The 19,329-nt window shown below is 69.1% G+C and carries 15 protein-coding genes; 6 read left to right on the forward strand and 9 right to left on the reverse strand.

The window, feature by feature from the left end:
* Window positions 1-213: 213 nt before the first annotated feature.
* From E0500_RS28110 to E0500_RS28125, 4 genes are all read right to left on the reverse strand, one after another.
* Complete coding sequence (locus tag E0500_RS28110) at window positions 214-1,569, reverse strand: cytochrome P450 (protein WP_131557879.1); 1,356 nt, start codon at window positions 1,567-1,569, stop codon at window positions 214-216.
* A gap of 256 nt (window positions 1,570-1,825) precedes the next feature.
* The gene (locus E0500_RS28115; protein ID WP_131557881.1) at window positions 1,826-2,356 is read right to left on the reverse strand and encodes a hypothetical protein; all 531 of its coding nucleotides are present in this window, start codon (window positions 2,354-2,356) and stop codon (window positions 1,826-1,828) included.
* Between the two features lie 466 nt (window positions 2,357-2,822).
* Complete coding sequence (locus E0500_RS28120; RefSeq protein WP_165934822.1) at window positions 2,823-4,391, reverse strand: protease pro-enzyme activation domain-containing protein; 1,569 nt, start codon at window positions 4,389-4,391, stop codon at window positions 2,823-2,825.
* Between the two features lie 335 nt (window positions 4,392-4,726).
* Complete coding sequence (locus E0500_RS28125) at window positions 4,727-6,034, reverse strand: SUKH-4 family immunity protein (RefSeq protein ID WP_131557885.1); 1,308 nt, start codon at window positions 6,032-6,034, stop codon at window positions 4,727-4,729.
* A gap of 461 nt (window positions 6,035-6,495) precedes the next feature.
* Between E0500_RS28125 and E0500_RS28130 the strand changes: the two genes are divergently transcribed.
* The 3 genes from E0500_RS28130 (at window position 6,496) to E0500_RS28140 (ending at window position 8,064) form a co-directional block, all read left to right on the forward strand.
* Window positions 6,496-7,107: an RNA polymerase sigma factor gene (locus E0500_RS28130; RefSeq protein ID WP_131557887.1), complete on the forward strand. Its 612-nt coding sequence runs from the start codon at window positions 6,496-6,498 to the stop codon at window positions 7,105-7,107.
* Entirely contained in the window at window positions 7,104-7,775 is a 672-nt protein-coding gene (locus E0500_RS28135; RefSeq protein ID WP_131557889.1) for a hypothetical protein, read from the forward strand. The genes E0500_RS28130 and E0500_RS28135 overlap by 4 nt, the downstream gene beginning before the upstream one ends.
* A gap of 115 nt (window positions 7,776-7,890) precedes the next feature.
* Window positions 7,891-8,064, forward strand: a complete 174-nt coding sequence (locus E0500_RS28140) for a hypothetical protein (protein WP_165934823.1) — start codon at window positions 7,891-7,893, stop codon at window positions 8,062-8,064.
* Between the two features lie 228 nt (window positions 8,065-8,292).
* Here E0500_RS28140 and E0500_RS28145 read toward each other — a convergent pair whose 3' ends face one another.
* From E0500_RS28145 to E0500_RS28160, 4 genes are all read right to left on the reverse strand, one after another.
* Entirely contained in the window at window positions 8,293-9,450 is a 1,158-nt protein-coding gene (locus tag E0500_RS28145) for a hypothetical protein (RefSeq protein ID WP_131557891.1), read from the reverse strand.
* A 458-nt stretch (window positions 9,451-9,908) separates the two neighbouring features.
* Window positions 9,909-10,292 carry a hypothetical protein gene (locus tag E0500_RS28150; protein ID WP_131557893.1) on the reverse strand — a complete coding sequence of 128 codons (384 nt, stop codon included), beginning with the start codon at window positions 10,290-10,292 and terminating at the stop codon, window positions 9,909-9,911.
* 469 nt (window positions 10,293-10,761) lie between these two features.
* Window positions 10,762-12,027: an alginate lyase family protein gene (locus tag E0500_RS28155; RefSeq protein WP_131557895.1), complete on the reverse strand. Its 1,266-nt coding sequence runs from the start codon at window positions 12,025-12,027 to the stop codon at window positions 10,762-10,764.
* 430 nt (window positions 12,028-12,457) lie between these two features.
* Window positions 12,458-16,378, reverse strand: a complete 3,921-nt coding sequence (locus E0500_RS28160; RefSeq protein ID WP_131557897.1) for a CHAT domain-containing protein — start codon at window positions 16,376-16,378, stop codon at window positions 12,458-12,460.
* Window positions 16,379-16,476: 98 nt separating this feature from the next.
* On the opposite strand from E0500_RS28160, the gene E0500_RS28165 reads away from it, so the two are divergent.
* From E0500_RS28165 to E0500_RS28175, 3 genes are read left to right on the forward strand one after another with little or no spacing between them, the layout of a single operon-like run.
* Window positions 16,477-16,854 (forward strand): CATRA system-associated protein, encoded by a 378-nt coding sequence (locus E0500_RS28165; RefSeq protein WP_131557899.1) that lies wholly within the window; start codon window positions 16,477-16,479, stop codon window positions 16,852-16,854.
* Window positions 16,844-18,349, forward strand: a complete 1,506-nt coding sequence (locus E0500_RS28170) for a CATRA conflict system CASPASE/TPR repeat-associated protein (protein WP_131557900.1) — start codon at window positions 16,844-16,846, stop codon at window positions 18,347-18,349. Before E0500_RS28165 ends, E0500_RS28170 begins: the two co-directional genes overlap by 11 nt.
* The gene (locus tag E0500_RS28175) at window positions 18,346-18,789 is read left to right on the forward strand and encodes a substrate-binding domain-containing protein (RefSeq protein ID WP_131557902.1); all 444 of its coding nucleotides are present in this window, start codon (window positions 18,346-18,348) and stop codon (window positions 18,787-18,789) included. Before E0500_RS28170 ends, E0500_RS28175 begins: the two co-directional genes overlap by 4 nt.
* Before the next feature lie 40 nt (window positions 18,790-18,829).
* On the opposite strand, the gene E0500_RS28180 is transcribed toward E0500_RS28175, so the two are convergent.
* Window positions 18,830-19,243 (reverse strand): cupin domain-containing protein, encoded by a 414-nt coding sequence (locus E0500_RS28180; protein WP_131557904.1) that lies wholly within the window; start codon window positions 19,241-19,243, stop codon window positions 18,830-18,832.
* Window positions 19,244-19,329: the final 86 nt, after the last annotated feature.

Consider the following 19,329-nt stretch of genomic DNA (forward strand, 5'->3'; position numbering starts at 1 on the left):
GCGCCACCGGAAGCGGGCGCCGTTGCAGTCGTCGGCGAGGTGACGATGGGATTCGGGGCCGAACAGGATCAGCAGGCTCAGCGGGCTTGAGGTCCCATCAGGCTCCGTGCACGAAAACATCCGCGGCTCGGCCGTCTGCTCAGTCCCCGGCCCTGCACCCTGTCCTGGGGTATGCGCCGCCGGCGTCCCCGGGCCGTGCCTGGCACGGCCCGTTCAGGTGCGTGGCGGTTCCAGGGTTGCGGGGGTGGGGCCGTCGGGGCGGACGGTGATGCCGTACAGCGTTTTCGTGGGCGTGGAGCGGAACGCCACCGTGTGCAGCGGCAGCAGGTGTTCGAGCAGGACGGTCGATTCGCGGAGCGCGAATTGCAGACCGAGGCAGGCGCGGGGACCGAGGCCGAAGGGGTAGTAGGCGCCCGGGTGGGTGGGTCGGCTGTCCGGCTGGGTGGGCCGGCCGTCCGGGGCGATGAAGCGCCGGGGGTCGAAGTGCTCCGGGTCTGGCCACAGTTCGGGATCGCGGTGCGTGAGGTACGGGCTGATCAGGATGTCGGTGCCCGCCTCGACCGCGTAGCCGCCGGCGAGGATGTCGTCCTCGGTGGCGTGTCGGGGCAGGATCCAGGCGGACGGATAGAGCCGGAGCGTCTCGTGGACCAGGGCCTGGATCGCCTGGCGGCGTTGCGCCGAGCCTTCGTCACCGGCGGTGAGAGCGTGTTCGCGGGCGGCGGGGTGCCGGTCGATGAGCAGGTAGAGCCAGGTCAGGGTGGTGGCGGTGGTCTCGTGCCCGGCCACGAGCAGGGTGACCAGCTCATCACGGATCAACCGGTCGGTGTACTCGGGGCGTTCGTCGGCGGCGTCGATCAGGATGTGCAGCAGACCGGGGCCGTCGGGGCCGACCGCCCCGCTGCGGGCGGCCTCGATGGCGTGCCGGGCGACCGCATCGATCCGGGCGAGATCGGCGGCGACGGCGTCCTGGGCGCCGGTGACATCAGCGGGCAGAGTGGGAAGGGCCGCCGCCACCGCTGCCACGGCGCTCACGTCGCGCTCGGTTTCGTCGTCGAGAGGGTGCCCGGTCAGAGCGCGCCAGATGGCGTCCAGGGCGAAGCGGCGCATCTCCCGCCCGACATCGAAGGTCTCCCCGGTACGGGCGTACTCGCCCCAGCGTCCGGCGGCGGTCCGGGCAGCCTCGGTGATCCGCTGTTCGTAGCGGCGCATCCCGGTACCGGTGAACTGGGACTGCAACAGGCGGCGTTGCCGCTTCCAGGCCGCACCGCTGGCAGCGAGGACACCGTCGCCGATCAGCAGACGGGCACGGTGGGAACGCTTGACGTACCGCTCCGGGTGACGGGCGAGTACATGCTGGACCGCCTGCGGCTCGGTGACGAGAACGGTGGGGGCCGGCCCGAGGCGGAACGAGACGACGCCGCCGAACCGCTCGCGCACCTGGGACAGCAACTCGACCAGTTCGCCTCCCTGTGAACGCCACCGCTCCACGAGCCCCGGCTCGGCTTCGGGGACCGGCCGCTCTGTTCCGGGAACATCACGAAAGGAGTCGGGAGTGGCTTCGGGGTTCATGCTCTCTCCTGGTCAACCGCTGGGCTCGGCCGTAACGGAGTGCTGGCACCACGGACTGTACGGGAGTAGCCACATGTGGTGACAGCCTGCCTCGGGGCGGTCACTGCCCGGGCGTGCCTGGATTCCGCAGCCCCTGCGCCGCGTGGCCGGACCCTGGAAGAACAACGGCCACGAGGGTCGTGGGCGGTGAACAGCGGCGGCGGGAGGGGGCCGGTGCGGGTCCCGTGGGCCGTGCCGCCGCTGTCACCGGGTGGGCTCAGCAGCGCTTGTCGGAGTGGCCCGCGACGGGTGCGGGGTCGCCGGCGGCCCGTACGGAGCCCGTCGCGGCCGTGCACTCGGTGACTGTGCTGGCGCCGTTGGACCAGAACTCCTGGGCGGTGGTGTTGGTCCAGGAGCGCTTGCCCAGGATTTCGTCCCGCGAGTAGCTGTAGACGGCGGCGGTGACGTCGTAGTCTCCGGCGATGTCGCGGAAGCTCTGCCAGACCCAGACGTAGCCGTAGTTCTCGGCGCAGGACGGCGAGTAGAACTGCTTGACGGAAGCGATGGTTTTGCCGCTGCGCGTGATGTAGCCGGTGGTGCCGATCTGGTAAGCGTCCGCGCACACCCCGGCGGTCTGCGCCCGCGTGCTTGCCGGGTTCCCGGCCGGGGACGGCGCGGTGGACGTGGCCGCTGTGGTGGTGGGTGCGCCCGGAGCGGGCGCGGGGCCGGTCCCGGCGGAGGCGATTCCGGCCGGGATGAGCGCGAAGGCGCAGCTCAAGGCTACGGCGGCGGTCTTCAGGTAACGCATGGTGTGATCCCCCTGGTGTGGTGTTGACCAAGGCACAACGTCCGTAGCGGGAGACACGCGAAGACGTCGTGCGTGGTCGGCGCAGTTCCAAGTTGCGCGAAATGGCACTTTCCGGATGACCGGGAATGCTTCGGACATGTGATGAGACCCGTGGGGCGGTCGAAGGGTTGTACACGATGACGCGCGCCCGCTCCTCGCAACGGTCAACGACGCCGCGCCCCGCAGCGTGACCGAGGGGTTCGTCTGAGTCTGGGGGAGCCCGGCGGCGGTGCCGCGCGGGCCCCGTCGCTACCAGGCCAACGCCACACGCCACCGTCACAGGCCACAGCGGCACGCCACCGCGGCACGCCGCAGCTACAAGCGGCGCGCCGACGAACACAAGTCCCCGCCCCATGACGGCCCATCAGCTCCCGGCACCCGGGAACAGGATCCTGACGAGCGCAGACGGCCAACTTCAACTGGAGTACTAGGAGTTCTGCAGTGCCTTCAGCAGGGCCACGCCGTCGGGTACGCCCCAGCCGGTGACGGCGTCGTACCCGGCTGTCACCGGGTAGCCCACCGCCGGCGGATGGGAGCGGTTGTCATGGCCGGTCGCGATGTCGCGACAGGCGGCCAGGGCGAGAGGACGGCCGTTGGAGCCGCTCTGGTAGAGCAACGGGGTGAGGAAACGCTGCTGCTTGCCCGCCGGCAGTGAGGCGTTGACGCGGGCGATCATGGAAGCCCACACTGGGGCGGCTGCGCTGGTTCCGCCGTTGGGGGCGGGCTTGCCCAGCAGCGTCAGGTCGTACCCGGGTGGGCCGGCGAGGGCGGCCACGTCCGGCACGACCCGCCCTCTGATGCCGTCCGGGTTCAGGGAGTCCACCTGGATCTGCTGTTGCCACTCTGGGCGTTGGACCAGGGCGCTGACGCCTCCTCCACTCGCGCCGGTGCCGCCGACCGTGTTGGTCCGGTGACCGGGCGCCTGCCACCAGGCCACCTCCTGGCCGGACGTGTCGATCATCGTGCCGCCGACACCCAGTACGAACGCGCTGACGCTTGGGAAGTCGGCATGCGCCCGCCCGTCCGCCAGCCCGTCCCCGCATCCGTCGTCGCCGGAGGCGACACAGACCGTGATGCCGAGGTTCGCCGCACCTTCAAGGCGCTTGTCGATCTCGGCCGGGCCGATCTGCGCCCAGTCGGGGTCGTCCTCCGGGAAGCCCCAGCTGACCGAGAGGCACACCGGCCTGTCCGCGATGACCTGGTCGAGCAGATCGATCCACCCCTTCTGGCTGAACGGGGCGAAGTAGACCGAGATCTGGGCCTCCGGGCAGAGGCCGGCGACGATCTGCACATCCATCATCACTTCGGGCAGGCCCTCTGCCGCGTCCCGCATCTGCTGGGCCGGCAACTGCCTGAGGGCCTGAAGGCTTCGCGGCGGGTTGTAGTCCAGAGGCACCACGGTGACCTGGGGCGTCGGCAGGTTGTGCCCGGTGCAGAAGGCCCGCAGATCGTCGTCGAAGTAGCCGCCGGGAAACTCGGCGATGCCGATCTTCTGCCCCTTCCCGTGGCCGGCCGGGAAGTTGTACTGCTTTTCGAGATCGTCCGGTGTGAACGTTCCCATGAAGCCCGAGCCCTTGGTGACGGCGCGCCGGGCCACCCGCCGCTGATCCAGCCCGAAGACACCGGTCACGATTCCGTCGAGCTCGGTCGGGATCTTCAGCTCGCCCTCGCGGCCGCGGAACTCGCCCTGTTCGGCACTGCGGTAGATGCCGAGGTCCGCGTGGAAGGCAGCATTCATGGCGGACACCGGGCCGCTCGCCTCGATGCTGCCCGGCTGGAGCCTGACGTCGTCGACGGTGAGGCCGTACCGCTCGAGTACCGTCCTCGTCTTCTCGGCGTCCTCGCGCCGCTCCTTCGGGACCCCCTCGGTGGCCACCTTCCCGCGCAGGGAGACGGTCACTTTCACCGGTGCCTCAGGGTCAGCGTCCCTCACCCGGGTCGCGTCGGCCTTGGCCGGGCGGGCGCTCCCCACCAGCACCCTGTGCTGTTCACTCATCGTCATCTCCTCGGTGCTGACAGGCTTCGAACGAGCCGCCGGTGGAGTGCCTGTACCGCACTCGGCAGCCGCGCTCGCATCGCGCTTCGATCCGGACTGGCTCAGCGGAGACGGTTGTCTCCGGCGGAACCAGCAGGGGCACACCATCCGTATCCGGACGACGCCGGAATCACATGCCGGGAGCGGCACCGGCCACCTGGATAGGGGCATCGCTTGCTCGGGATGGAGTACGCGGGATGGAGTACGCGGGATGGAGTACGGGCCGGGGGTCGTTCCGCCAGAGGAGTACGGCGCCGTCGGCGCCCGGGAACCAGTGGGGTCACGCGTGGAAGGCGTCAGAAGCCATCTACGCCCAGTTCGGTGATGCCTGCGTAGAGCCAGCTCCACACCATGCCGCCGGGCGTGGTCGGGTCGATTAGGCCCGGGGCCAGTTCGTCGATCTCATCACAGAACACTCGCGACACTGCCTCCTGGTCCTCCTCGACCGGATAGGGGTGCCAGCAGGCATTGCTGTAGCGGTAGACGGCCTCAAGGACACGAGTGAAGACATCGAGGTCCGGCGCGAGCGGCACCAGCACCTGGTTGGCCGGACCGTCCAGCCGGCTCCAGATGTGCACGGTCCCGTCGTGGCGGTGCAGATACAGCTCGCCATGGTCGCACGCGGCGAAGGCGATCAGGTCCTCGGCGGCCACACCGCTGGGCAGGCCGCGCTCGGACAGGGCGCCGTCGGCCGGGGGGCGCATGGCGTCGGCCGAATAGGCCTGGTACTCGGCCCCGTGGCACACCCACCACGCGGGCAGGCCGATGTCCCGCAAGTGCCCTCTGCTTCCCGGGTGTTCAAGCCCTTCTGGCAGTGCGCTCCCGGGTATGCGCACGACGTGCCGCTCCCCGAAGGCGTCGTCGACCCGGGCCGCGCTGAGCGGCCCCGTCGGCCGCCGCCGCGCCGGTTCGGAGCCCGGCGGTGGATCTTCGGACGACGTGGGGTCGATCCCTTCGCCGCGCGGCCAGTCCCGCAGCACCTCCGCGTCCGTCTCAAGCACCGCTATGCCGTGCATGTCCTCGACGAGGTAGCGGGTCCTGCCACCCTCGGCGGCGAATGCGACGGCGCCTTCCCAGCTCTCCGGGGCGGTCAGCTCCCAGTCGTAGAGCTCGGGCGCATCAAGTGCCTCGGGCGGCGTGGACGCTTCAGCCAGCGCTCCTTCGTCCCGGACCTTCACCCTCTGGCCCGTCTCCGCGTCGAGCCAGAGCGGGCCGCGCTGGTCGACCACCTCGACGAGCTCCCGCCCCTCGTACAGGCGACGGTGGACCTGGTAGTAGTCGCCGTTCAGGCTCGGGTGGGCCATGAACCAGTTGGCCGGCCGCCACCACGCCCACACGGTTCGCCACGGCATCCCCGGTTCGGCCGTCGCGATCCGCTCGGCGTACTCCTCATGGCCGGTTGCCTTGGCCGCGAAGTGCAGCCAGGAGGCGAACTCGGCCCGCGTCACATCCGCGCCGCCGAAGATCGCTTCGGCTTGCAGGAAGACTTCGGGCCCCACACTCTGCGCGCCGTTCGCAGCGGCGATGTGATCGCGCACCGCCGCGCGATCAGCGGTCAACAGCCGTACAGGGTTGGCGAGTACGTCGTCCAGATCCTCAATCACACGGTCATCCTGTCACCGGCCTCCCACTGGCCTTGATCACGGCCACAACTCCAGGTACGGGCAGGGCCCAGATGCAGCTGACTCGGTGGATTGGCGTGATAGGGGGGCGCGTGGCGTGGCGAGCGCGCTGGTATGTGAGGGAAGTGCGCCGGGGGTACAGGGGGTGTGACGCAGAACACGGCGGGGTTGTGGAGAGCTGTTCGCCACATCCCTCGGCCGGATTACGCCTGGCCAGAGGGATACGGAGGGTCACTAGCAGCGCTTGTTGAAGATTGCACAGTGCTGTCGACTGGGGACGCTCGGTGATTTTTCTGAGGGAGGGATGAGTGATCGGCCTCGTGAATCACTTAGGTAGTGGGCAGACCCAACGGGCCATCGGCGCAAGCGAGTTGGTGCCGGTTCCCTGCTGACCCTCAATGGAGAGGATCTCTGCCCATGTCCCCTGTCGACGGGAGGCCGGCGTGAGCCACGACGACGCCCTGGAAGGCGACCCGCCTTCGGATTACGGCCTGGGGCTGTCCCAGTCGATGTTCGTGCCGCTGGATCTGCCGCTGGACTTCGAGGCCTTCTACCTCGGCCACCAGACGGCCTTCCACGCTTACGCGGAGGTCCACTTCGGCACCCGCGCGGCCGCGGAAGAGGTCATACACGAGGTGTTCCTGGAGATCCACGCCGGCTGGACGGAGCTGCTGAGCGCGGGCAACCTCGAACAGGGCGCGTGGGCGATCGTGCGGCGGGCCGTGCACGACCGCCTGGAGCTGGAGGGGCGGGCACCGGCGTTCGTCATCAACGGCCCCATCGCCCAGGCCCTGGCCGCCACCCGGGACAAGCTGCAGAAGATGGAGTCCACCAGCGGCTTGTACGAGGCGATCGCGGAGCTGCCGAACCGCCAGTTCGAGGTGATCGTGCTGCGCTACCTGCTGGGCTACCCCACCACCAAAGTCGCCTGGTTCGTGGGCATTGACGAGCGCACCGTCGGCCACCATCTGCGGCGCGGCAAGGAACGTCTGCGGATCAAGCTGGGTCTGCCCGACGACCGAAAGAAGCCGAAGAAGAAGGGAGAAGGAACGTGACTGCCACCATCGAGGCCCTGCTGACCGACGCGCAGATTCCCGTCTCCACTCCGCGGCGCTTCGATGTCGCCGCCGCGCTGCGCCGTCTTGCCGCGGACGCATCCCGCCGTACGCCCACCGTGGAGATCGCCCGCGCGGCGCAGGCCGGGCAGCGCCTGGGCGTGGTGTGCCGCTGGGTGCTGAACGAGCCCGACGCTGCCGAACACGTCGACAGGATCGCCGAAGGGCCGGACCGCGGGCCGCTGACCGGAGAGGAAATGGATGTCGAGGGGGCCCTGGTCTTCGCCTGCCTGCTGTATCTGACGGGGCATCCGGAGTCCGCGCAGTTCTGGTGGCAGCTCGCCGCAGGCGCGGGCAGCCGGGCCGCCGCCTACTGCCTGCACCTGTACCACCTCTCCATGGGCGAGTCGCGGCGGGCGTGGCACTGGTTCCACCAGCTCACCCACTCCATGGCCGACACCGCCCCGCCGGACGCCGCGTTCATCGAGGGCCTGGAGCTCTTCGCCCGGTACGTGCGTACCAACGGTTCCCGCGCGATAGCCCCGACCGGCCTGCTGGAGTGCGAGGTCGACCGGCTCGCCGCGCGCACACCGGGCTGTTCCGTGATAGTCGCCCGGCCCGACCGCCAACTGGTCGCTCGTCTGCAGGAGTTCGCCGCAGGCCGCTGAGACGGCACCCACCACACGCAGTGACAGAGAGGGGAGCCGTGTCCAGCCACCGGTTCCGAGGCCATGGGCCGGACAGGGCTCCCCAACACGACGCCATCAGAAGGAAACGTCCTCCATGCACCCTAGCCGTCGACCATCGCGCAGGGGCCCGAACCGCCTCGCCGACTGCCGCACGAAGAGCTCCCGCCGTAGGAGCGCGGCGCTCAACCAGATCCTGCACGGCGCCTGCTACGCCATCGGCACCGGCCTGATCGGACTCGCTTTCCTGTGGGCCGAACGCTTCTGGTGACCGGGAGCCAACCTCTGCCCCTGCCCCCGGGCCGCCGCTCGCCGGCCCTCGACACCAAGGAGACCTCTCTCGAACGCTGAGGCCTGGCCGCAGTATCTGGTTGTTCACCGGCTTGTAGGGGGCCAGGCGACTCCAAGCCGTTCTGCGCGGTGACGCAGCCGACGCCGACGCCGACGGTACGTGCGTATCACGGCCCGCTTTGTCAGCCCGCTGCCGGGACATGCGGGCTCAGCGTGTTGACGTCGGGTCCACCGCGTAGACGTAGCGGAACGACTCGTACTCACCGCAGGTCCAGAGGACGTTCTCAGTCCTGTCGTAGCTGAGGTCCTCGGGCCCGACGGACAGAGTGCTTCGCGGAGTCGGGCGGGCGGCGCCCGGTGTCCAGGAGTACAGCCTTCCTCGGGCGTTGCCCGCGCTGACCGAAAGGTAGTACGTGTTGTTGACGCTGACCGCGCCCTGAATGCTCCGCTGGCCCACGGTCCTGCCGCCGCGACGGCGGGTGATCGGCCTGACGTCTTTGCCGACCAACTTGTTCGGGGCGTTGCCCAGACCCGTCAGGGGAAGGCGCAGCACTTTGGGGCGGGCGCGCTCGCTGGCGGTGTACTCGCTGGCCAGCATGGTGTGCGGGGAACTGGTGCGGTCGACGGAGACGGCCGAGTAGCGGAACCGCAGTCCCGTGTTGTCGTAGGCAGCGATCTGCGGCAGTACGTACTTGTAGTCGTAGCCGTAGTAGTCGCCTGCGTCGCCGTTGCCGTTCTCGATGAGACCGATCACGTTCGGGCGGTCGTCGCGCACTCGAAGGATGCGGGTGAGGTCGAAGACGCGAAGGCCCGCGTAGGTGTCGGCGACGTAGAGCGTGTTGCCGTACCAAGCGATACCGCCCGCATGCCGGCGGATGGGGGCGAAGGTGGGGAAGCCGCCACCGGTGCGGTACGGCTCCACCATCAGGACGTGCCGGTACTCCGGGCGCGGGGAGCTCCAGTCCACAAGGGACAGGCGCATCCCTTGGTTGACGCGGGGCCTGCGGAGGTCGTACCAGCTCACCATGACGGTGCTGACCGGCGCGCCGAGGGAGTCGTAGGTGGTGCTGACTCCCTGCGGGCGCCAGTCGCGGACCAGTTGGTCCCTGGACACGTCCCAGTGGAAGCCGAAAGCGTACTGCTCGGCGATATTCCGGCCCTCGGCGGTCTCGACCCTGCTCCCGTAGCGGTTCGCGTCGGCCAGAACGGCGTCGATGGAGACCGTTCCCAGCACGGAAGTGAGGGCGTTCACCGTGGCCGCGTACGGCGCGCGGTTGCCGCGGATGTTGGTGGTGAGCCGCTTCGTGAGGTGGTAGTCCTCAGGAACCTGGGCGACGGCCGGGGCCGGTAAGGCAAGTCCACCCACAGTGGCCGCCAGCGGTGCGGAGACTCCTGCGCCCAGGAGTGATCTTCTTGAGATAACCATGACAGTGGGAGCCTTTCATTCTGAGTCAGACGCAGTTCCGTGGTCTGGACCGTGCGAGGCGCGCCGGCCTCGACTCCCGGCCAACCGAGATGCTGAACGGGACGTCGATGCTCGGGAACCACAGACATGGAGCGAGCTGGGCACAGGGGCGCGGATGCACAGAGCGTGGAGACGCAGACCACGGAGACCAATACAAGTCGGCTGTCCCGGACACCCCTTGCTTGTCCGGCCTACTCGGCGTGTTGTCCGAATCCTGTCCCGGACCGGTCACAGGAAGGCCGGCCCGCACCCGTAGCGCTCCTGGCACAGGTCCAGGAAACAGCGCAGCTGTACGCCTGGTTCGCCGGGCTCAGCGGAGGCGACGTGTCGGACAGGCCGGCCGTTTCGTGCAAGCCCCGTTAGATGACGTAGACGGTGTTGCCCGAGCTGACGAGTGTACTTCCGCTGTACGTGCGGGCCTGGAAGTTCAAGGGCACCCCATAAGGAAGATCGATCTCCGCGCTGCACGAGTTGTAGCCGGGGTACTCGTGGTACACCGTGGCCGACCCGCTCATGTAGACCCTGGCCGCCGGGTGGTTGCCGGAGGCCGTGTCGCAGATCTTGAATGACCACGTGTCACCGTAGAAGCAGACCCGTGAGCCGGAGGTGGAGGAGACGAATTCCTCCGACCCGTTGCACGTGTGGGCTGCGGCCGAGGCGGGCTGCGTTACGGCGGCCGATCCGCCGAGCGCCAGCACTGAGGCTCCGAGGATCTGCACTACGCGTCGCGTGACTTTCGGCATGCTGACTCCTTTGAACATCGGTCGGGTGGGGCAGCCCCTCTGTTGCTGAGCCTTCGCACCCCCGGTGCTTGCGTCGTCCATGCCGACCACCCTGCTGCGTCGACCTTGCGGAAACCTGCGGCATACCTTGAATCCCCTGCTCAGTGCGGAGGTGCCAGGTCGGCGCCGCGCGATGTAGGCGGCATCCACCACGCCAAGGTCCTCGAACCCGCGGCCGCCGCGCACTACCCGGCGCACTGCGCCGCCCTCGTCGCACGCTCGCTGGCACTCAAGGGCTGCGGATCTGTGGCGAGCCAGTGACCCGTTCCTCCCGAAGCGCGCGGTGTCCTGCTGGTGATGGACAGCGCTGATCTTGGTCGCGGGTGTTCCTCCGATGTGCCGGTATGCCGGTATCCCGGTCGCTCGGTGGTGCTCGGAGAGCGCCGCCGCGCGACCGACATACCCGTTCACCTGTCACCGACGCGGTCGCTCACCCCGCGATCGAGTCCAACTGCTCCGCCGCGGGCCTCAGCTCCCAGAGGTCACCGCCGGGCGGCGGCTCCAATCGGGCCACGACTGCCCGCGCTTCGGGGTCCCCGGCGTCCGCTGCCGCGTGCACCACGTCGGTGGCCGCGTACCGGCGGAACTCCAGGTCCGGATGCGGCCATGGCGCCGCCCCGGAGGCGGCGGGCAGCAGGTAGTCGACTGCCTGGAACAGGCTCTGCCCGTCGGGCCCCTCGTACGACCACAGGTCCACTCCCACGTGCCGTCCGACGGCGGCCAAGCGTACGTACGCCACCAGGGCGAACGTCGAGTAGTGCCAGCTCCGCGTCCGGGTGAGCTCCTGCGGCTGGCTGCCGTCCGCGGCGATCTGCGCGTCGATGCGTTTGGCGCGGGCGTCGAGGACGATCCGGCGCGTCAGCGCCTTGTCGCCCGTCGCATGGGCGAGGGCGGCGAGTTGCATGTCGTAGAAGGTGCCGTGGTTGTTCTTCGCGGCGCCTTCCTCCTTGCCGAAGGCGCTGTACGCCAGCCAGTCGCGGAAGTCGACGTTCCACGCGTGCATCGCTGAACGGTCCCGACGGCTCCAGCCCGGCGCCCCCGTGTTGAGGATCGCGATCGCGTCGAGGACGCTGGTGAAGGACTGCGAGAAGTCGATGATGCCGATTGCCCGGCCGTCGTACTTGCAGGGGATGAACTGGGCGTGGTTCAGGTTGGGGTTCATCCGGGTGGCCGGGTCGAGGAACCAGGTGCGCAGCACCGATGCGGCCTTCTCCGAGTACTTCCGTTCCCCGGTGTAGTACCAGGCGAGGGAGAGGTCGTACGTGGAGTCGAAGACCTTCTCCACGTCCTGACGGTCGGTTCCGGTGTCGACCTCCGGGTTGCGCTCGCCGTCGCGCTGGACGTACGGGCAGCCCCAGGGGTTGTCGGTGGTCCCGGGCTGTGAGGGCCACCAGTACGGGGCCTGGCTGAGGTAGTCGTGGACGTCACCGCTGGGCGCGGGCCGCGGCTTGTCGACGACGGTCCAGGGGCCCTTGTCGAGCCAGGTGTCGGCGCGCGTCGTCAACTGCTGGAGCGTACGTCGTAGTCGGTGGTCGCCGCGGTCGAGCCGGAGCTTCGTCTGCTGGAGCCGCACGCCGTCGAGGACCGTCGTCTTCGGGACCCTCGGCGCCGGGTGGGCCGAGGCGGTGGGGAGGAGGACCGCCGTGAAGGTGGCCACCGCCACCAGCAGCGCGACCAATCGAGGTCTTGCACTCATCAAGCTCTCCAATCATCTATGTGAACGGAGTTCATGAGAAAGACCGCGTGAGCGTAGAGGCAGCTGATTGACGCTGCAAGGCATCTGGCAGAAGTTCAAGGATGCGTTGGTTGGTTACGTAGGTGGTGAACCGGCGCATGGAGGCACTCAGTAGCGCCTAGCAGGTGGCAGCACGCTCGGCTGCCGTTCAGGAGTGCGCCGCGCGAGAAGGGGCGGGCCGCAGCGTCAGGCTCCTGGCCGGGGTGGGGTCCCGCCGGAGCACCGAAAGCTGCGCCGAAATCCGCGCCCCGGCGCGCCGGCCATGGCGAGAGGTTGGGGCGTCCGTCGCGCGGGTGCCAGTCGGCGAAATCCTCGTCGCATCACAGCCCGTCCGGCCGGTCTCTCACCCACATCCCCGTCGTACCACCCGGGCTGCTGGCCCGCGCGCTGGTCAGGGACCGGTGTGAAGGTATGGCGCCCACAGAGTGGGAGCCTCGGGGCGGGCGTCTCGGAGCCTGCGGACCGCCTTGCGGAGGGCAGAGGCCGCGTGGAGTGTTTCATCGGTGGTGCGCGGGGTTGCCTGAAGTGCTCGATAGAAGTCCCTTGCGACCTGAGGGGCCCGCAGATCGCTGATGGACCACTGTGTCGCGATCACATGCCGGAAGCCGGCGATGTGGAGCCCGCCGGCCAGGTGGGCGAACTCGTCCGCCAGGTGGGCGACTCCGCTGGCTGTTTCGCATGCGGAGAGGAAGGCGAGTTCCGCCGTGGTCAGTCGGAGTGCGGTCACCTCACGCAAGCTGATCACGTGGTCCGTGCAGTGCAATGCGGCACCGACGAGGGAGTACTGCGATCCATGACCGGCGAAGTGCAGCCAGCTGTGGGAAAGCAACTGTTCCAGAACGGTGTCACGAGTCGCCTCAGGACCGAGGACGGCTGTCATCGTGGGGAACTCCTCGCGCAGGGAACCGATTTCCGATACCGCGTGACGCAGCTCGGCCATTCCTGGAGCGCTGGGCACGGCGACACCCAACAGTTCAGTCGTGACGGAGGTTGGGCGACTGTCGGCCTCCAAGAGCGCGCGAAGCGTGGGCGCGTAGGAGCAGATGGCGCGGTCGAGCAGGTTGTTGTTCGGGGTAGGGGACGGTGTGTCTGGCCCGTCGTCCGGTGCGGCGTAGAGACCTGCGGCGTGCAGGGGGAGCAGAGTCAGGGCGCCGGTGGGGCACCACCACAGGCGAGGTTCCTGGCCCTCGGCCGGCTGAGCAGGCAGGTCCAGCTTGTTCAGGACCGGGGCTGCGATGTCGTTCCAGAGCCAGGCGAGAATGGATCGGAGGATGTTATTCCGCTCTTGTGGGGCCGTCACCTCGGGACCACGCAACGCGGCGATCAGCTCTCGGGCCCGGCCGTTGACCACAGGGCGGGAGATCCGCTCCAAGCGGACGAGGAGAGGGGACTCTTCCGCGTCGGCGGTCACCAGCAGGGCGTCGCAGCGGTAACGAGCGATGTTGACGATGACGACCGGACCGTTGCGCGCTGCTTCACGGAGGCGGGCAAAGGGGCGCGGACGGAGGAAGTCCGGCACCAGGGTCCTGGCCCGCTCAAGGAGGCGGTCCCATTCGGCCGCCGCTTCCCGACGACGCTGGGACTCCACTGCCGCCTGGCCCGCCGAGACGTCACGCGCCTCTCCACCGGCTCCGGCGGCACCCACCGAGTCGAGTCGGCGCCGGACGCCGTCCATGGCCCGTGCCAGGTCACCGTCCAGGCCTCGGAGTTCGTCCAGGTCCGTGCGAGCATCGAAAGCCTGCGCCAGCAGGACACCACGTCCCTGCTCCAGGAGCTCCACGGCCCGTGTGAGGTCCCCACGCTCGATGGCGACAGCGGCGGCGTCCGATGCGAGGCCGTTGGCCATGGACAGGAAGTGCTCGCGGTCGTCGCGTTCCAGACCGTGCCAGGCCGCCTGGGGCAGCAGCTCGATGGCGTACTCGTAGCCGCGCTGCGCCTCCTCCCACCGCTCGTCCGCCGAGGCCACCTCGCCCCAACTCCGTGCCGCACGGAGTCGTACGCTCAGCTGGCCCGTGGGGAGCTGGGCGGCCTCCCGGAAGGCGTCGATCGTCTCAGTGACGCGCCGCGCGTCGTGGAGGACATCCCCTAGGATCACCAGACACCTGGCACGGCTCTCGTGATCGGCAGGGCATTGTGCGACGGAGAGCCGGCCCACGCGTACGGCCTCGTCGAGATCGCTGTCCTGAGCCCCGTGTTGGTACCTCCGATGCAGCATCCCGCTGAGGTTGGAGAGGAACTTGGCCTGGTCGGGGTGGTCGTCGGAGGCCTCGTCGATGGCTTCGCGGATGGCCCGGATCGCGCCTTCCAGATCGTCATGGTCCTGCGATTCCGAGAAGCGGCCGAGGGTGACGATCGCGAGATTGCACAGGTTCATCGGTCGCCGATGAGACCGTCGCGGTGTCGCTTCGACCGCGAGCCGCGCGGTCTCGACGGCCTTGTGGAGATCATCGCGCTGCCCGTGGCGGCGGTAGGAGGTCCCCAGGGAGAGGCTGAGGTTCGCGAGGTACCGATCGTGGTGCGGGTCACCGGCGCGCACGGTTCGTACGGCCTCCGCGCAGACGTCGATCGCGGCCGTCAGGTCCGCCGCGTCTCCGGTGTGTTCGAAGCGGGTTCTCAGCGAGTTGCCGAGTCCGCTGAGGTGCATTGCCCGTTGCGTGGCGGAGAGCCCGCCGGATCGCGTCGCCGCGCGTTTGGTGTCGATGGCCGCGTGCAGATCGTCGAGCGCGCCGCCATGCTCGTAGCGCGCCTGGAGGGCGCTGCCCAGGTTGTTCAGCGCGATGGCCCTGTCACGTCGGCCCAGCCCGGTGCCCCGCGCGCTTTCGCGTGCGAAGTCGACCGCGGCGGTGAAGTCGGCCCCGGCTCCGGTGTGTCCGGCACGAACCCGCAGTACGCCACCGACCGCGTTGACGACCAGCGGGCGGTACGGCGCGCCGGCGGGGGTGTCCCGCTCCGCCCGCAGAGCCGCCGCCACCGCGGCCTCCAGATCAGCGGCAACACTGCGGTCCTCGAAGCGGCAGCGCAGGATCTCGCTGAGGGCCGACCGCAGGAGGGAGATCGTTTCACTGCCCTCGGTGGAGAGGGAGATGCCTCGGCGAACGACGTCTGCCGCCTCGTCCAGGTCCGTTGCTTGCGCGGTGTGTTCGTCGTAGAGCGCGTAAAGGGCCATCCCCTGGGTGAGCAGCATCCTGGGGAGGGCCGGTGACGAGTCCGGCAGGTCGCGGGCTGCGAGACGCAGCAGGTCCACGACGGTGTGGAGGTCGCGGGCGTCGTTCGACCGCTGGTGGCGGAGCATGAGGCAGATGGCGAGGTCCTCGTGCGTGGAGTTGTGGTGGTCGTGCTCGGGGTACTCCGTGAGGAAGCTCTCGTAGCAGGCGATCGCCTCGTCGAGGTTCGCCTGATCGTCCGTGAGTTCACCGCGTCGGCGCAATCCAGCGGCGAGGCGGAGGAGATGGTCGGCGCGCTCCGGGTCGTTCCGGTCGCCCTGTTCCATGGCGTGCCGCGCCGACTCGATCAGGTCATCGAGGTCGGCGCTGACCACGGTGCTCTCCTCCGCCGACTGGACCCTGTGCCACAGCCCCTTGGCCAACCCTCCCCAGGCCATGGCGCGCAACGGATCCCCCGGCCGGGACAATGCGACGGCGCTGCGGGCCATGTCGATCGACTCGTCGAGAAGGGTGAAGGCGTGCGTTTCCAGGTACGTCCCCCGCAGGAGCTCCCCGAGGTGAAAGCGGGTGAGGGCTCCGCTCGGATGGCCCGGGGGCGTGTCCGCCACGGCTTCGCGCGTGACGTCGAGGGCCTCCTTGAGGTGCGCGGGATCGCCCGTACGCTCGTGCCTCTGCATGAGCATCTGGGAGAGGTTGTTACGGCGGAGGGGACGGCGTTCGTGCCCTGGGGGAGTGGCGGCGATGCTGCGGCGCCCCGCGGCGATACCCGCTTCCAGGTCGGGCAGCCGGTGGCTTGTCCGGAAGCGCTCCCAGTGAGCCAGCGCGAGATTGGACAGCTGCTCGTCAAGGAACTTGTCGCCGAGCGCCTCGGTCTCCCTCACCGCGGTCGCGCTCGCCTCGACCGCCTGGTCGAGCGCGGCGTGGTCTCCGGTCAGCTGGAACCATCCACGCAGAGCCCGGCCCAGCTCCGTGAGGCAGACCGGCCGAAAGGGGGAGGCGGGCGGAAGTGCCTCGACGAGGACGGACCACAGCCGTAAGGAGGTGCGCAGGGAGTCGGGGTCGCCCAGTCTCTGCCATTTCTCAAAGCTCGCCACCGCCTCCTTGACCATCTGTTGTGCCGTCGCCCGGTCGCCCTGCGGGTGTGCCATCAACAGCCCCTGTCACCGGTACTCAAGTGCACGGTCTGGCGTAATTTCCCTATGATTGCACGCGGTTCACGGCAACCGGAGGCGTGAGGAGTGCCCACGTGAGCGACTGGTCGGACGCCCTGCGAGACGCACGTTTCCTGCTGGGCACGCTGTCCGGGACAGCCCTCGCGGAACCTGCGGTCTGGGCTCGGCTGGAGGTGACGCTCGCAGATCTGGAGAGTGCTCTGGACGACGCGGATGCGGACCGACTCCGGCTCGCCCTGTACACGCTGGAGGATTCGCTCGCGGGTGACAGGATGCGGATGCTCGGCGGGCCGGACACCCGGACACCGCCTCCGCCCCTGCTGGCAGACCGGCTGGACCGGCTGGTCCACCGGATCCGAGTACCCGGGGCGAGGGATGAAGGTGCCTCCGCCTCACCCGGCTCGAACGCCCTTGCCGATTCGACCGGCTCCGCGGACGACGATGCGACGTAACCGCTTCGAAGGCCAAGCCCTGATCGTCCACACCTTCGCATCCCTGGCCCGTGTCGCCGAGGATGAGGAGAGTGGCATCAACTCCGTTGGGCAGATGTGGTCACGGATGTGCGACCGGCTCGGCATGAGTGACCCGGTACCCCACTACGGCTCCGCCGACCTGCCCGCACTGGCGCCCCTCGCCCAGTCGCTTCCTGCCAACGGGTGCCGACTGCTCGCGGCCCGCCAGTGCACGGGGTCGCGTCCGGCGCAGGCTTTCGCCTACGTACGCCATGACGTCATCGGCATCACGGTGGTGCTGTTCCCCACCCCCAACGTCTCCTGGCGCGATCTGCGCTCCCGTTGGGAAGCCGCAGCGCCGGCCCTTCCCGAACAGACGGTCCTCGGGACCGCCTACATTTACCGAGCCCTCGACGGTCGGCGCGCCGGGCACGGCACCGGCGGTCTGAGGAGGCTCCTTTCCACGGTGCCCTCACCGGCGGCATCGCTGGACGGGACATGGCGACGGACCTCCGACAGCTACCTGATCCTCTGCTCCGACCCTCCCGGGCCGGCACCCTTCGTGTGGGAGGCAGTCGCGGTGGGGCCCGCCGCACGGGAGGACGCCTTCGACGCCTGGACCTGGCACGTTCACCGCACCGGGGCTCCGGCTCCGTTCACCCGCTATCTGGAGGGTGCGGCACGCCTACGCCACCAGGCTTCGGTACACCGTGCACACCAACACAGCTTCCATGCCGTGTGTCAGCACCTGTCAGCTGCCTCTCAGCGGTTGGCGGAACTGTGCGGCGAAGTACTGGCCAACGAGGCGGGACCGGACGACCTGCTCACCGCTGAAGCCGCCATCAGCGCGCTGTACGTGGGCGACCAAGGGCTCAACCAGGCGCTGCGGGACCTCCGCGAAATGCGGCACTCGGTACGGATCACAGTCGACACGATGGCCGACCTTCTCCCACCTCATCCTGTCAACGACACGAGCGGCGACCCAGAGTTGGGCCGCGGCCTCATCGCCCTACTCGACGACGACATCTCCCACGGGGAATCGGTCAAGCAGGAAGCAGACGAAATCACCCGCACCGCGGCAGTGATCGTGCAGCAGCGTCTGCACCTCCATCAGCAGCGTACGACCGTCATCCAGGGCGCGGTGCTCGGCTCCCTGCTCATGGCGCTTGCCGCGGTTCAGACCCTGGACTACCGTCTGCCGCTGCCCGGTTCCCTGCACGCGCCGCTGATCACCTGGCTCTCTGTACTGGCCCTGTTGCTGCCTGTGCAATTGCTCCGCTGGAGACGGGCCGACGGCGGGAATCGCCAAGCGACTTGGTTCGATCAACTGTCTCTGCTCAGCCTGGGTGCGGCCACAGGCTGGCTGGGCGCATCGGTGGGGGCCCATCTCCTGGTCGATGCATCAGCCACTCCAGCGGTGAGCAGTAGCTGCGCCGCGGTGCTGGGGCTCGCCGCGCTACTGGCGGACTGGCTACGCGCATCGCGCGGCGCATGATACTGGGGGGAGAAGCCGTCTGCGGCGGCCACCGCCGGATCGCCCACATCGTCGGCAACCACGCAGCCGTCTTCGACATCCGCCACCGGGTCTACCAGACGAGCATGTGCGAGCACGGCCATGAGGACGACATCCTCGTCGAGACCCGCGACACCATCGAGAACGGCGGATACCTCCCCGCCGTACGCCTGTTGGGCCGCTCGCGGCCTCGCCCGACGGCGGTGTTCGTCGCCAACGACCCGGCCCGTGTCGGCGCGTTCTCCGTCGCCGTAGAGCTCGGCCTCTCGGTCCCGGCAGGCCTGTCCCCGGAAGGTGCGCAGCTCGACCGGGCCTGCCCCAACGACAACTGCCTGACAGGGGTCGGGCCCGGTGGCGTCCCAGTTCCTTCGGTGTGGAGCCAGGCGTCGGGCTCAGGCTGGTTCATGCCGAAGCCCGGCTGATGCGGCTCCCTTCGGTCGGGGAGCCGTTGCGCTGTAGTGGTCAGTCGTCGGTGGTGGCGAGGGCGGTGCTGTACTGCTCGTCGGTGACCGGCTCCAGCCAGGTGGTGCCGTCGCCGGTGCCGTCACCGACCACGAGGGCGATGTGGGCCATGAGGTTGGTGTCGGTGGCGCCGTGCCAGTGCTCTTCTCCCGCCGGGCACTTGACGATCTCACCGGCGGTGACCCGGATGGCCTTGCCGTCGCGGGTGCCGACCAGGCCGACGCCGTCGGTGATGTACAGAACCTGACCCAGGGCGTGGGAGTGCCAGTTGGTGCGGGCGCCGGGTGTGAAGCGCACCAGGCCGGCGGCCAGGCGGGACGGCTCTGCGGGTGCCTCGATCATGTTGAGGTAGACATCGCCGGTGAAGCGTTCGGCCGGGGCCTTGAGGGTGGGGGTGTCGGTGATGTGTTCCATGGCTCTTTTCCTTGAACGGGCTGGATGACGGTGGGCGGCGGTGGGCCGGCGGCGGTGGGCCGGCGGAGGACGGCGGGACCGGCGTC

The organism is Streptomyces sp. KM273126 (assembly GCF_004337435.2).
Lineage (GTDB): Bacteria > Actinomycetota > Actinomycetes > Streptomycetales > Streptomycetaceae > Streptomyces > Streptomyces acidicola.

What these genes read in the sequence shown, in the direction of transcription:
- E0500_RS28115 (WP_131557881.1), bottom strand. Translation starts at nt 2,356, where the DNA reads ATGCGTTACCTGAAGACCGCCGCCGTAGCCTTGAGCTGCGCCTTCGCG.
- E0500_RS28175 (WP_131557902.1), top strand. Translation starts at nt 18,346, where the DNA reads ATGATACTGGGGGGAGAAGCCGTCTGCGGCGGCCACCGCCGGATCGCC.
- E0500_RS28110 (WP_131557879.1), bottom strand. Translation starts at nt 1,569, where the DNA reads ATGAACCCCGAAGCCACTCCCGACTCCTTTCGTGATGTTCCCGGAACA.
- E0500_RS28160 (WP_131557897.1), bottom strand. Translation starts at nt 16,378, where the DNA reads ATGGCACACCCGCAGGGCGACCGGGCGACGGCACAACAGATGGTCAAG.
- E0500_RS28155 (WP_131557895.1), bottom strand. Translation starts at nt 12,027, where the DNA reads ATGAGTGCAAGACCTCGATTGGTCGCGCTGCTGGTGGCGGTGGCCACC.
- E0500_RS28120 (WP_165934822.1), bottom strand. Translation starts at nt 4,391, where the DNA reads ATGAGTGAACAGCACAGGGTGCTGGTGGGGAGCGCCCGCCCGGCCAAG.
- E0500_RS28150 (WP_131557893.1), bottom strand. Translation starts at nt 10,292, where the DNA reads ATGCCGAAAGTCACGCGACGCGTAGTGCAGATCCTCGGAGCCTCAGTG.
- E0500_RS28140 (WP_165934823.1), top strand. Translation starts at nt 7,891, where the DNA reads ATGCACCCTAGCCGTCGACCATCGCGCAGGGGCCCGAACCGCCTCGCC.
- E0500_RS28180 (WP_131557904.1), bottom strand. Translation starts at nt 19,243, where the DNA reads ATGGAACACATCACCGACACCCCCACCCTCAAGGCCCCGGCCGAACGC.
- E0500_RS28170 (WP_131557900.1), top strand. Translation starts at nt 16,844, where the DNA reads ATGCGACGTAACCGCTTCGAAGGCCAAGCCCTGATCGTCCACACCTTC.